Origin of the sequence: Thiomonas delicata, assembly GCF_900088825.1 — a bacterium.
GTDB classification, from domain to species: domain Bacteria; phylum Pseudomonadota; class Gammaproteobacteria; order Burkholderiales; family Burkholderiaceae_C; genus Thiomonas_A; species Thiomonas_A delicata.
In genome coordinates this window covers 19926-32767 of the sequence record NZ_LT592170.1, presented here as the reverse complement: position 1 = coordinate 32767, position 12842 = coordinate 19926, and the positions used below count along the sequence as shown (strand labels likewise).

Annotated in this window: 15 protein-coding genes; 14 read left to right on the top strand and 1 reads right to left on the bottom strand. The window is 65.6% G+C overall.

The window, feature by feature from the left end; translation table 11 throughout:
- The first annotated feature begins 489 nt into the window (after positions 1-489).
- Entirely contained in the window at positions 490-1236 is a 747-nt protein-coding gene (locus tag THIARS_RS00235) for a Crp/Fnr family transcriptional regulator (protein WP_094160525.1), read from the top strand.
- Here THIARS_RS00235 and THIARS_RS00230 read toward each other — a convergent pair.
- A complete protein-coding gene (locus tag THIARS_RS00230; RefSeq protein WP_094158980.1) occupies positions 1198-1860 on the bottom strand; it encodes a methyltransferase domain-containing protein in 663 nt (220 codons plus the stop codon). The two genes, THIARS_RS00235 and THIARS_RS00230, sit on opposite strands and share 39 nt — an antisense overlap.
- Positions 1861-2069: 209 nt before the next feature.
- Here THIARS_RS00230 and THIARS_RS00225 point away from each other — a divergent pair, with 209 nt between their 5' ends.
- The 13 genes from THIARS_RS00225 (at position 2070) to hisC (ending at position 12805) form a co-directional block, all read left to right on the top strand.
- The gene (locus tag THIARS_RS00225; protein WP_094158979.1) at positions 2070-2894 is read left to right on the top strand and encodes an ABC transporter ATP-binding protein; all 825 of its coding nucleotides are present in this window, start codon (positions 2070-2072) and stop codon (positions 2892-2894) included.
- 88 nt (positions 2895-2982) lie between these two features.
- Positions 2983-3759 (top strand): lipid asymmetry maintenance ABC transporter permease subunit MlaE, encoded by a 777-nt coding sequence (gene mlaE, locus THIARS_RS00220; RefSeq protein WP_094160524.1) that lies wholly within the window; start codon positions 2983-2985, stop codon positions 3757-3759.
- 63 nt (positions 3760-3822) lie between these two features.
- Positions 3823-4311 carry an outer membrane lipid asymmetry maintenance protein MlaD gene (gene mlaD / locus THIARS_RS00215; protein WP_094160523.1) on the top strand — a complete coding sequence of 163 codons (489 nt, stop codon included), beginning with the start codon at positions 3823-3825 and terminating at the stop codon, positions 4309-4311.
- A 17-nt stretch (positions 4312-4328) separates the two neighbouring features.
- The gene (locus THIARS_RS00210; protein ID WP_245845404.1) at positions 4329-5207 is read left to right on the top strand and encodes an MlaA family lipoprotein; all 879 of its coding nucleotides are present in this window, start codon (positions 4329-4331) and stop codon (positions 5205-5207) included.
- A 62-nt stretch (positions 5208-5269) separates the two neighbouring features.
- Positions 5270-5908 (top strand): MlaC/ttg2D family ABC transporter substrate-binding protein, encoded by a 639-nt coding sequence (locus THIARS_RS00205; protein WP_094158978.1) that lies wholly within the window; start codon positions 5270-5272, stop codon positions 5906-5908.
- Positions 5909-5910: 2 nt separating this feature from the next.
- A complete protein-coding gene (locus tag THIARS_RS00200; RefSeq protein ID WP_094158977.1) occupies positions 5911-6204 on the top strand; it encodes an STAS domain-containing protein in 294 nt (97 codons plus the stop codon).
- Between the two features lie 41 nt (positions 6205-6245).
- Positions 6246-7205, top strand: a complete 960-nt coding sequence (locus tag THIARS_RS00195; RefSeq protein WP_186436522.1) for an ABC transporter ATP-binding protein — start codon at positions 6246-6248, stop codon at positions 7203-7205.
- Positions 7202-7957 (top strand): ABC transporter permease, encoded by a 756-nt coding sequence (locus THIARS_RS00190; RefSeq protein ID WP_094158976.1) that lies wholly within the window; start codon positions 7202-7204, stop codon positions 7955-7957. Before THIARS_RS00195 ends, THIARS_RS00190 begins: the two co-directional genes overlap by 4 nt.
- A gap of 44 nt (positions 7958-8001) precedes the next feature.
- Positions 8002-8244, top strand: a complete 243-nt coding sequence (locus tag THIARS_RS00185) for a BolA family protein (protein WP_094160520.1) — start codon at positions 8002-8004, stop codon at positions 8242-8244.
- 140 nt (positions 8245-8384) lie between these two features.
- Positions 8385-9653, top strand: coding sequence for a UDP-N-acetylglucosamine 1-carboxyvinyltransferase (gene murA / locus THIARS_RS00180; protein ID WP_094158975.1), 1269 nt, complete (start codon positions 8385-8387; stop codon positions 9651-9653).
- A gap of 61 nt (positions 9654-9714) precedes the next feature.
- Entirely contained in the window at positions 9715-10380 is a 666-nt protein-coding gene (gene hisG, locus THIARS_RS00175) for an ATP phosphoribosyltransferase (protein WP_094158974.1), read from the top strand.
- Positions 10377-11717, top strand: a complete 1341-nt coding sequence (hisD, locus tag THIARS_RS00170; protein ID WP_094158973.1) for a histidinol dehydrogenase — start codon at positions 10377-10379, stop codon at positions 11715-11717. Before hisG ends, hisD begins: the two co-directional genes overlap by 4 nt.
- Positions 11714-12805 carry a histidinol-phosphate transaminase gene (hisC, locus tag THIARS_RS00165; protein ID WP_094158972.1) on the top strand — a complete coding sequence of 364 codons (1092 nt, stop codon included), beginning with the start codon at positions 11714-11716 and terminating at the stop codon, positions 12803-12805. The genes hisD and hisC overlap by 4 nt, the downstream gene beginning before the upstream one ends.
- Positions 12806-12842 lie beyond the last annotated feature (37 nt).

Here is a 12842-nt window from a genome sequence, read left to right as displayed (position 1 = left end):
GTTTCGTTTCTGGGTTCCAACTTTAAGCACGGCTTCAAGGATGGGCAGGCTCGCGGTACGAGACCGCCGACCGCATCACGATGTCGAATCGCCGTTCTTCGCATGGAATACGACCGAGCCCTAACTGTCTGTCCCGGTGCGTGTCTTGATATTCATCGAGCCATGTACGTTTGGGTATGGGCGTATCCAATCCTGTCGATCAGGGGCCGGGAGCTTTGTGCGCAGCGCGCAGACAGGCCATGCTCCGATCGTTTCCGTGCTGTTTGATCTGGCGCAACGCAACTGGGGTGCGACCGTCGCCGCGGCGCCGCGGCATGCCTGCTGCGCGCTGTTACGCCGCGCGCGGCGAGGCCGCGTATGGGCCGCAATCGTCAAGGGTGCCACTGGATTTCGTCGTTTCAGTGCGTTTTCTTGAAGTGTTTACATCCTGTCATGTTCATTTCGGGCAAATTTGGCGCATATTAGTCAGCAAAGTGACAATTGATCGAGATGAAGCCCAAGGACTACGCCGAAATCATCCAGTCCTGCCGCTGGATGGCGGACTTGCAGGAATCCGAGCGCACGCGCGTACACCAGGATTTGAGTGTACGGATTGCCGAGCCAGGGGATGTGCTGTGCCGCAGCGGCGAAGTCGCGGGGCAATGGGTGGGCGTGCTTAGCGGGCTGGTCAAGGTTGCCGCCGTATCGACGGCAGGCAAGACGCTGGCCTACACCGGCGTGGCGCCAAGCGGATGGTTTGGCGAAGGTGCTCTGCTGAAACGCGGCGTTTGGCCGTGCGACGCCATCGCCCTGCGCCGAAGCCATATCGGATTGCTGCCGGCAGATACTTTTTTCTGGCTGATGGACCGCAGCCTTGTGTTCAACCGCGTCATCATCAATCAGATCAACGAGCGGCTCAGCCAGTTCATCAGCCAGCTGCAGTTCGATCGCATGTCGGGTTCGGACGAACGCGTGGCCCATACCCTGGCGGCGATGTTCCATCCCGTGCTGTATCCGGGGGTCGGTCATGTGCTGCGCGTCACCCAGGATGAACTCGGGCAACTGTGCGGCTTGTCGCGCCAGCGCGTGAATCAGGCCCTGCAACGCCTGATGGGCCTTGGGCTGCTGCGTTTGCGCTACGGCGGGATCGAGGTCGCCGATGCGCAGCGTTTGCGGGCATTCGGCATCGACATGCAGAAGTTGCGTGCCGCGGCGCCGTCAAGGGAGCCTGCGGCTCAGTTCGACGATATCGGCTGAACCCGGTTCGCGCCGGGGCTCGGCTTGAAGCGCGACGCCGATCTCATGGGGCCCGGATGGGTGATCGACCCGGGGGTAGGGCGGAGCTGGCCATCGCCACTGTGATGCGGGAAACAGTGCGCGCATGCCATGAATATCGCAGTGGTAGGGCGGCCCCTGGATCAGGCCCTCGGCCGCTCCCGGTTTGGGCGCCTGCATGAAGAGCGCGTAGAGGCGCCCGTGAGGGGCCAGCCAATCGCGCAAACGTGCCGCGTAGATGCTCCAGTCGTCCGGATGCAAGGCACAAAGGCAGGTTTGTTCATAAATGGCGTCAAACCTGGTCTGCGGCGACCAACTGCGCACATCGGCCTGGATGAGCGTGGCTTTCAGGCCGGCTTGGCCGAGGCGTCGCCCGACGCCTTCCACCGCCGCGGGGGCGTAGTCCAGCGCCGTGACATCAAACCCGGCGGCGGCGAGCGCGAGGACTTCGTGCCCATTTCCGCAGCCCGGCACGAGAATGCGGCAGGGCGACAGGCTGCCTTCGCGCAGCCAGACCTGGAGTTGGGGGTTGGCTGCGCCGCGATCCCATGGCGTCGAGCCCTGCTCGAAGCGTTGCTGCCAGAATTCAAGGTCGGGTCCAGCCATGACGGATAGCGTCTCCCATGGATCGGCGCAGTCTCGAGCGGATTCGAAAGACCTTGTCGCCGGCTTGGTATTGTGCTCCGGCCGCCCCGTTTCCGGTGGTCGAGGCCGGCTCTGCACCGGCTGGGCGGCAACGGTCGAACGCGATTTCCGCGGCTCAATAGAATGCACATCCTGATTCGGGGTAACCCGGATACCCTCAACCCGAGCGCATGTCCCAACCATCCAAGCAGCCCCTGGTCGAATTTGCCGCAGTCGATTTCGGCTACGACACACGCCTGATTCTCGGCAACGTGTCGTTCCGCGTCATGCCTGGGCAGGTCGTCGCCGTCATGGGCGCTTCTGGAGGGGGCAAAACCACCGTCCTGCGCTTGATCGGTGGTCAAGTCCGCGCCCGCGCCGGCTCGGTGCGTTTCGACGGCCAGGATGTGGGCGCGATGAGCCACGCCGAGATCTATGCCGCGCGTCGCCGCATGGGCATGCTGTTTCAGATGGGTGCATTGTTCACCGACCAAACCGTGTTCGACAACGTGGCCTTCGCGCTGCGTGAGCACACGCGGCTGCCGGAAAGCATGATTCGGGATCTTGTGCTCATGAAGCTCAACGCCGTGGGGTTGCGCGGCGCGCGCGATCTCTACCCTGCGCAGTTGTCCGGCGGCATGGCCCGGCGCGTGGCCTTGGCGCGCGCCATTGCGCTGGACCCGGCCTTGGTGATGTACGACGAGCCGTTCGCGGGGCTCGACCCCATTTCGCTGGGCATCTCGGCGCGGCTGATCCGGACCTTGAACGACGCCTTGGGTCTGACGAGCATCGTGGTTTCGCACGATGTGGACGAAACATTCGCGATCGCGGACCAGGTGTTCATTCTCGGCAACGGGACGCTCATCGCCGAGGGCCCACCCGCCGCGCTGCGGGCCAGCGCCGACCCGCTGGTGCATCAGTTCGTGCGCGGCGAACCCGACGGGCCCGTCGGGTTCCACTACCCGGCGCCACCGCTCCAGGCCGATTTCCTGGGCGGCCGCGGAACCAGCGCATGAGCGAGACGCATAGGCCCCGCATGATGTTCTCCAAGCCGTCCCAAGCCATCGCTCGCCACCCGAGGCCAGACAAGGCATGAAGACTCCCATGTATTTCGTCGCCGCGGTGGGGACCAGAACCCGCGGGCTGCTTCAGGATCTCGGCTACGGTCTGCGCCTGTTCCTGCGCTTGCTGGTTTTGCTGCCCCGCACCTTGCGCCGCCCGCAACTCATCGCGCAGCAGGTTTTTTTCCTGGGCAACTATTCGTTGTCCATCATCGCCGTGTCCGGCCTGTTTGTCGGTTTCGTGCTCGGCCTCCAGGGCTATTACACCCTGTCGCACTATGGCGCGGCCAATTCGCTGGGCCTGGTCGTGGCGCTGTCGCTTGTGCGCGAACTCGGCCCCGTGGTGACGGCACTCCTGTTCGCCGGACGCGCGGGAACCTCGCTGACGGCGGAAATCGGCCTAATGAAGGCAGGCGAGCAAATCGCCGCCATGGAGATGATGGGCGTCGATCCGCTTGCGCGCATCCTCGCCCCGCGCTTCATCGGCGGCATGTTCGCCATGCCGCTGCTGGCCGCGGTGTTCAGCGCGGTGGGCATCGTCGGCGGCTACATCGTCGGGGTGATGATGATCGGCGTCGACGCCGGAGCGTTCTGGTCGCAGATGCAGGGCGGCGTCGATGTGTTCAAGGATGTGGGCAACGGCGTGATCAAGAGCGTGGTGTTCGGGGTGGCCGTGACTTTCGTCGCCTTGTACCAGGGCTGGCGCGCGCAACCCACGCCCGAGGGCGTGTCGCGCGCCACCACCCGCACCGTGGTGGTGGCCTCGCTGGCGGTGCTGGGCCTGGACTTTGTCTTGACGGCGTTGATGTTCAGCACATGAATGTTTGGCGCCCTGCCGTTCCTGCGTGCAGCAGCGAACCGGGAGGGCGAAAAGGAGTCTGGCATGGAGAGTAAAAAGATCGATGTCTGGGTGGGGCTGTTCGTGCTGATCGGCGCGGCGGCTCTGCTGTTTTTGGCGCTCAAGGCGGGTAATCTGCTGAGCCTGAATTTCGGCCCGACCTATGATGTCAGCGCCGAGTTCGACAATATCGGCGGACTGAAGGCGGACGCACCGGTCAAAAGCGCGGGAGTCGTTGTCGGGCGTGTGGCCGGCATCCAGTTCGACAACCGGACTTTCCAGGCCAAGGTCACGCTGGCGCTGGACCAGCGCTACAAATTTCCCACCGATACCTCGGCCAAGATCCTGACCTCCGGGCTGCTCGGCGACCAGTACGTCGGGCTTGATCCCGGGGCCTCGGAGAAGAATCTTCACAATGGCAGCATGATTCAAAACACGCAATCCGCCGTGGTGCTGGAAAATCTCATCGGGCAGTTCCTCTACAACAAGGCCGCCTCCGGAAACTCCGGATCCTCCGGATCGGGCGCGAAATAATTTTTCAGGAGCAAGTGTTGAACCCAGGCCACGCTGCCAAACCCTATCCGCCGCGCCGGCACCTGCGCGCAGTGCCAGCTCTCGCGCTGGCCGCGAGCCTGTTGGCGGGTTGTGCCACGAACAATCCGCAGGATCCGCTCGAACCGTATAACCGCGCCATGTTCACCTTCAACAGCAAGGTCGACAAGGCGGTCGTCAAGCCGGTGGCCATCCGTTACAAGGACGTCGTCCCCACGCCCATGCGCCATGGCGTGACCAATTTTTTCGGCAACCTGGGTGACGTCTGGTCCATGACGAATGATTTCCTCCAGGGGCATATCGTCACCGGACTCAACGGCTTCATGCGGGTGGGGGTGAATACCGTGTTCGGCCTGTTCGGCGTGCTCGACATCTCCACTGAAATGGGCCTTTACAAACAGCCGAATGACTTCGGCTTGACGCTCGCGCGCTACGGTGTGCCGTCCGGTCCATTTTTCGTCATCCCGTTGCTGGGCCCCAGCACGGTGCGCGACGCCGCCGGCACCGGGGTCGACATGTACTACGCGCCGTTGAACTACACCACCAACGAGACCGCGGTGCGCAACGCGGCTTCGGCGCTGCATCTCATCAATTCACGCGCCAATCTCCTGACCACCACCGATTTGCTGGAGCAGATCTCCCTCGACCCCTACATTTTCACGCGCGACGCCTATCTGCAGCGGCGCAGAGCCCATGTCAAGGCCGTGCGCGGCGAAGGCATCCTGTCTCCCGGTCCTGTCGACGAGGGCGGCGACAGTGGTGGTGAGCTAAACCCTGACGCGGCCGCTCCGGCCGTGCCCGCGGCGACACTGGCTTCATCGGCGCTGCCCGCCACGCCTGCGGCCTCGGCTGCCGTCCATTCCACAGCGCGCCCCTGAGCGCGTCATCGTTCTTGCTCGGGGGGCGTTAAGTCCTTGAGCCGAACCTTCCGGAGAACACCATGTTTCGAACCCTGAAAGCTGCTTTCCTATTCCCTGTCCTGGCTCTGGGACTGCTCGCTGCGCCCGCGGCGCAGGCTGACACCCCGGCCCCGGTGCAGGTCATTCAAAAACTGTCGGAATCCGTGATGACGGCGGTGAACAACGACCCTGCCATCAAGTCCGGGGATCCGCAGAAGGTCATGGAACTGGTCGAGACCACGGTGCTGCCATTCGTGGACTTTCGGCACATGACGGCATCGGCGGTCGGACGTTACTGGCGTCAGGCCACGCCTGAACAGCAGAAAGATCTGCAGCAGCAATTCAAGCTGCTGCTCATCCACACCTATTCCGGCGCCGTGAGCCAGATCAGGAACCAGAAGATCGACTACCTGCCGTTTCGCGCTGCTCCCGATGCCACGAACGTCGTGGTGCGAACCCGCGTGATGAACAACGGCGAACCCATCCAGCTCGACTATCGCCTGGTGAAGGTCGGCAATGACTGGAAAATTACCGACGTCAACGTGATGGGGATCTGGTTGGTGGACAACTACCGCGGCGTCTTTGCGCAGGAAATCGGCCAGAAGGGGATCAACGGGCTGATCCAGACGCTGGAAACCCGCAACAAGCAGCTGGCTCACGGTGGCCAGGGCCAGGGCTGAACATGCCCGATTTCTCGCTCCCGACGCGCGTCACGGTTTCGGAGGCCGGCGCGATTGTCTCGCATGCGCTGGAGGCCTTGCGTGCCGGCGATCCCTCACAGCCCTGGACCGTGGACGCATCGGCCCTGCAGACCTTCGACTCGGCTTGTCTGGCGCTGTTGCTCGAGCTGCGACGGCACGCCGCCAGCCGCAGCCTGCAGGTGCTCGGCGCGCCGCCGCGGCTGGCGCATCTCGCCACGGCCTACGGGTTGGACTTCGCGCTGGTCGACATCGCCGTGCCAGCCACGCATGCCTGAGAATCTTCCGGTCGCGGCCGTCCCGCAGCCATTGCCATTGCATGTCTGATCCATCCACGATCGTTTCTTCGGTTCCCGCGGTCCGCTTCGATGCCATCGTCAAACGCTACGGCGCGCGCGCCGTGGTCGACGGCGTCAGCCTGGATATCGCCCAAGGGGAATTCTTCGCCCTGCTCGGCGCCAACGGCGCCGGCAAGACGACCCTGATCAGCATGCTCGCCGGCCTCACGCGCGCCAGCGCGGGCAGGGTTCAGGTGCTGGGGCGCGATGTCGCGCTGGATCCCATCGCCACGCGCCGGCTGCTGGGGGTGGTGCCGCAGGAACTGGTGTTCGATCCGTTTTTCACGGTGCGCGAAACCTTGCGTCTGCAGTCCGGCTATTTCGGCCTGGACCGCAACGACGACTGGATCGATGCGCTGTTGCACAAGCTCGGCCTCACTTCCCAGGCCGAACAGAACATGCGCCAGCTCTCCGGCGGCATGAAGCGCCGCGTGATGGTGGCCCAGGCCCTGGTGCACAAGCCTCCGGTCATCGTGCTGGACGAGCCCACCGCGGGGGTGGACGTGGAGTTGCGCCAAAGCCTGTGGCAGTTCATCACCGAGCTGAATCGCCAGGGCCATACCGTGCTGCTGACCACGCACTATCTGGAGGAGGCCGAGGCGCTGTGCAGCCGCATCGGCATGCTCAAGCTGGGTCAGCTGGTGGCGCTGGATTCGACCACGGCGCTGCTGTCGCGCTTTGCCTCCACGCAGATGCTGTTCCGCCTGCAGGCGGGGCGCCTGCCGCCCGAGTTGGCGTCGCGCTGCAAACCCGACGCGGGCCGGCTTGGCTGTACGGTGCGGGACGCCGCCGAGGTCGAGCAGATTCTCGGCGCTTTGCGCACCGAGGGTTGCGTGGTGGATGAACTCGAGGTGCGCCGCGCCGATCTCGAAGACGCATTCATGCAGATCATGGGCCGCGACGCGCGGCAGGCGCAAGGCGCCACGAAGGAGGCCCGATGACAGGCCTGTTCACGCTGTTCCGCAAGGAGCTGCTGCGTTTCTGGAAGGTCAGCCTGCAGACCGTGGCGGCTCCCGTGCTGAGCAGCTTGCTCTACCTGCTGATCTTCTCGCACGCGATGGCGGTCCACATCAAGGTGTTCGGGTCCGTTCCCTATACCGCCTTTCTCATTCCGGGCCTGGCGATGATGAGCGTGCTGCAGAACGCCTTCGCCAACACCTCGTCGTCGCTGATCCAGTCCAAGATCACCGGCAACCTGGTTTTCGTGCTGTTGTCGCCGCTCAGATCCTGGGAACTGTTCGCCGGCTATGTGGCCGCTTCGATCGTGCGCGGACTGGCGGTCGGGCTGGGCCTGATCTTCGTGGCGCTGTGGTTCGTTCCGCTGGAGTTCCGGCATCCGCAGTGGATCGCGGTGTTCGCCGTGCTGGGCGCCTCCATGCTGGCGTCGCTCGGGCTCATCGCCGGAATCTGGGCCGAGAAGTTCGATCAGATGGCCGCGTTCCAGAACTTCATCATCGTTCCCGCCACCTTCCTCTCCGGCGTGTTCTATTCGGTCCAGAGCTTGCCACCCTTTTGGATGGCGATCTCGCACCTCAACCCGTTCTTCTACCTGGTCGACGGTTTTCGCTACGGTTTTTTCGGCGTCTCCGATGCTTCGCCCTGGCTGTGCCTGCTCGCCGCGCTGATCGGCAACGCCGTATGCGGGGGCGTGGCCTGGGCATGGCTGCAGCGCGGGTATAAATTACGCAACTGATCCACGCCGCGCAGCGGTTTTCCCCATTCTCCTGGTTGCTCATCATGGCGCTCCCGACTCCCGAACAACTCCGTGCGCTGATCGCCGCCGGCCTGGAATGCACGCAGCTCGACGTGCAGGGCGACGGCCAGCATTTCTTCGCCACCATCGTCAGTCCGGCGTTCGCCGGGCAGTCGCGCCTGGCCAGGCACAGGCTGGTGTACGCGGCCCTCGGCGAGCGCATGCGCGCCGAAATCCACGCCCTGTCCATGCGTACCCTTGCGCCCGGCGAGCCATTGCCGGATTAGATTTGTCTTGTTGCTGGGCGCCTAAAATGGCCCATCTCTTGCCCGGCCGAGATGCCAGGCGCAGTCGAGCCGCACCCCGAGTTCGGCTCCTAGGACTAACCACCGCCTGATTCCCGGCCGGTTGGACAACCCCGATCCTCATGGACAAATTACGCATTCAGGGCGAGCGCCCGTTGCACGGAGACGTGCAGGCCAGCGGGGCGAAAAACGCGGCCCTGCCGTTGATGGCCGCCAGCCTGCTGACGGATCAGCCCGTTCTGCTGGACAACGCGCCGCAGCTCATGGACGTGCGGACCTTGGGCCAGCTGCTGGCCGGCATGGGGACGCAGGTCGAGCAGCAGGGCGAGCGCATACGCCTGCAGGCGGACCGCATCGCGCATTGCGAGGCACCCTACGAGCGCGTGAAGACCATGCGTGCCAGCGTGCTGGTGCTGGGGCCGCTGGTGGCGCGTTTCGGCCATGCGCGGGTCAGCCTTCCGGGCGGCTGCGCCATCGGCGCGCGGCCGGTGGATCAGCACATCAAGGGATTGCAGTCGCTCGGCGCGCAGGTGCAGGTGGAGCACGGCGACATCGTCGCCAGTGTGCCTGGCGGACGGCTTAAGGGCGCGCGCATCAGCACCGACATGATCACCGTCACCGGCACCGAGAACCTGATGATGGCGGCCTGCCTCGCTGAGGGCGAGACTGTGATCGAGAACGCCGCGCAGGAACCCGAGGTGGCCGACCTGGCGGCCATGCTGGTGGGCATGGGCGCGCGCATCGACGGCGCCGGCACCTCGCGCATCCGCATCCAGGGCGTCGAACGCCTGCACGGCGCTTCGCACAGCATCGTGCCGGATCGCATCGAGACAGGCACCTTTCTGTGCGCGGCGGTGGCCACGCGCGGCGACGTGACCGTGCGGCGCTGCGCGCCCGATCATCTGGACAGCCTGCTGGACAAGCTGCGCGAGGCCGGCGCGACCGTGAGCCGCGGGGCCGACTGGATCCGCGTGCAGGCCGACGCGATGCCCGGCGGGCGGCCGCGCGCGGTGTCGGCGCGCACGTCGGAGTATCCCGGCTTCGCCACCGACATGCAGGCCCAGTTCATGGCCGTGAATTGCATCGCGCAAGGCGCCGCGCATCTCACCGAGACGATTTTTGAGAACCGTTTCATGCACGTGCAGGAATTGGTGCGCCTGGGGGCGAACATCGCCATCGAAGGCAACACCTGCGTGGTGCAGGGCGTCGCGCGTCTGTCCGGGGCCACCGTGATGGCCACCGACCTGCGCGCCTCGGCGGGCTTGGTGATTGCCGGCCTTGCCGCCGAGGGCGAGACCGTCGTGGAACGCATCTACCACCTCGACCGCGGCTACGAGCGCATGGAGCACAAGCTGGCCGCACTGGGCGCGCGCATCGAGCGCGTACGCTGAACGCCGACCCCTCCGACCCTTGCCGCACGCAAGACATCCCGCTTCCGGTAACCTCGCCATCATGCTCACCCTCGCGCTGTCCAAAGGCCGCATCTTCGACGACACCCTGCCGCTGCTCGCACGCGCCGGGATCACCGTGGCCGAAGATCCGGAGTCCACCCGCAAGCTCATCCTGCCCACCAATCGCGCCGATCTGCGCGTGGTGCTCGTGCGCGCCAGCGACGTGCCCACTTATGTGCGCTACGGCGGGGCCGATTTCGGCGTGGCGGGGCTCGATGTGCTGCTCGAGGCCGATGCCACGCTGGGCGGGGACGGCATGTACCGCCCGGTGGATCTGGGCATCGCCCGCTGCCGCCTGAGCGTGGCAACCCCGCAGGGCTTCGACTACGCCCACGCCGTGCGCCAGGGGTCGCGTCTGCGCGTGGCGACCAAATACGTGCATCTGGCGCGCGAGCATTTCGCCGCCAAGGGCGTGCACGTCGATCTGGTGAAGCTCTACGGCTCGATGGAGCTGGCGCCGCTGATCGGCCTGGCCGACGCCATCGTCGACCTGGTCTCCAGCGGCGGCACGCTCAGGGCCAACGGGCTGGTCGAGGTGGAGCCCATCATGGACATCTCGGCCCGGCTCATCGTCAACCAGGCCGCCTTCAAGACCAAGACCGCCGCGCTCAAGCCTCTGGTGGACGGATTGCGCGAGGCTTCCAACAACATCCCGATTTCAGCATGACCACTTCCGCATCCGAATTGCTGCTGCGCCGGCTCAATACCTCCTCGCCCGATTTCGAGGCGCAATACGCCCAGCTGTTTGCGCGCATGGCGGACGAGAATGCCGACATCGATGCGCGCGCGGGCGAAATCCTGGCCGCGGTGCGGGCACGCGGCGACGCCGCCGTGCTCGAATTCACGCGACGTTTCGACCGTCTCGACGCTCCCGACATGGCGGCGCTGGAGATTGCGCAATCCGAGCTGCGCGCCGCCCTGTCGAGCATTTCCAGCGAGCAGCGCCAGGCCCTCGAGCAGGCCGCCGAACGCGTGCGCGATTATCACCAGCGCCAGATGCAGCAAGTGGGGCGCAGCTGGGAATACCGCGACGCCGACGGCACCCTGCTGGGCCAGAAAGTCACGCCGCTGGACCGCGTGGGCATCTACGTCCCCGGCGGCAAGGCGGCATATCCCTCGTCGGTGTTGATGAACGCCATTCCCGCGCACGTGGCCGGCGTGGAGGACATCGTCATGGTGGTGCCGACACCCGGCGGCGAACGCAACACCCTGGTGCTGGCGGCGGCGGCGGTAGCCGGCGTGCGCCGGGCCTTCGCCATCGGCGGCGCACAGGCCGTGGGGGCGCTGGCCTACGGCACTGCCACCGTGCCCAAGGTGGACAAGATCGTCGGCCCGGGCAACGCCTACGTGGCCGCCGCCAAGCGCCGCGTGTTCGGCGTCTGCGGCATCGACATGATCGCCGGACCTTCGGAAATCCTGGTCATCGCCGATGGGTCCACGCCGCCCGAATGGGTGGCCATGGACCTGTTCAGCCAGGCCGAGCACGACGAACTGGCGCAAAGCATCCTGCTCTGCCCGGACGCTGGGTACATCGAGATGGTTGCGACCGAGATCCGCCGCCTGTTGCCCGGCATGGCGCGGCGCGACATCATCGCCGCGTCGCTGTCGGGCCGTGGCGCGTTGATCCAGGTGCGCAACCTGGACGAGGCCTGCGAACTGGCCGATCGCATCGCTCCCGAACACCTGGAGGTGTCCACCGCGGATCCGAGGCCGATCGCCGACCGCCTGCGCCATGCGGGGGCGGTTTTTCTCGGCGCCTACACCTCCGAGTCGCTGGGGGATTACTGCGCCGGTCCGAATCACGTCCTGCCGACCTCGGGCACCGCGCGCTTTTCCTCGCCGCTGGGCGTGTATGACTTCATCAAGCGCACGAGCTTGATCGAGGTCAGTCATGCCGGAGCGCAGCATCTCGGGCGCATCGCGTCGGTGCTCGCCCATGGCGAAGGCCTGCAGGCGCATGCCCTGGCGGCCGAGATGCGACTGGATCGGGCGCGAACGCCATGAGCCGATTCTGGAGCGAGGTCGTGCATGGCCTGACACCCTATGTCCCGGGCGAGCAGCCCAAGATCCCCGGGCTGGTGAAACTCAACACCAACGAATGCCCGTACGGCCCCAGCCTGCGCGTGCTTCAGGCCATACGCGACGCAGCGGGCGAGGATCTGCGCCTGTATCCCGACCCCGAGGCGCGCGCGCTCAGGGATGCCGTCGCCGCACATCACGGCCTGGAGTCCGCCCAGGTTTTCGTCGGCAATGGCTCGGACGAGGTGCTGGCCCATGTTTTCCAGGCATTGTTCAGGCACGAGGCGCCGCTGCTGTTCCCCGACATCAGCTACAGCTTCTATCCCGTTTATGCCCGGCTCTACGGCATCGCCACCCGCCCGCTGCCGCTTGACGAGGACTTTCGCATCCGGGTGGACGACTACCTGGCTGCGGGCCCCAATGGCGGCATCGTCTTCCCCAATCCCAACGCGCCGACCGGCATCGCGCTCGACCTTGCCGAGATCGAGCGTCTGCTGCTTGGCAACCCGGATTCGGTCGTGGTGATCGACGAAGCCTATGTCGACTTCGGCGCACACACCGCCGCTCCGCTCATCGACCGCTATCCCAATCTGCTGGTCGTGCGCACGCTGTCCAAGGCGCGCGCGCTGGCCGGCCTGCGCGTGGGCTATGCGCTCGGCTACCCCGATCTCATCGAGGCCCTGGTACGGGTGAAGGACAGCTTCAATTCCTATCCGCTGGACCGCCTGGCCATCGCAGGCGGCGTGGCCGCGATGCAGGACGACACCTGGTTCGCCCACACCCGCGGCCTCATCATCGCCAGTCGCGACAAACTCACGGCTGGCCTGCAGGCGCTCGGTTTCGAGGTTTTGCCGTCTGCGGCGAACTTCGTCTTTGCGCGCCATCCCCTGCATGACGGCGATGTCCTGTCCGCCGCCCTGCGCGAGGCCCGCATCCTGGTGCGGCATTTCTCGCAGCCGCCGCGCATCGCATCCTTCCTGCGCATCACGGTGGGGACCGACGCGCAGTGCGATGCGCTGCTGCAGGCCCTGTCCGCCATCGTTCCGTCGGAGGCGGCGTCCGCGCTTCGTTAACATGGCGGCATGGCGCGGCGCTTGGCCGCTGCCGCAT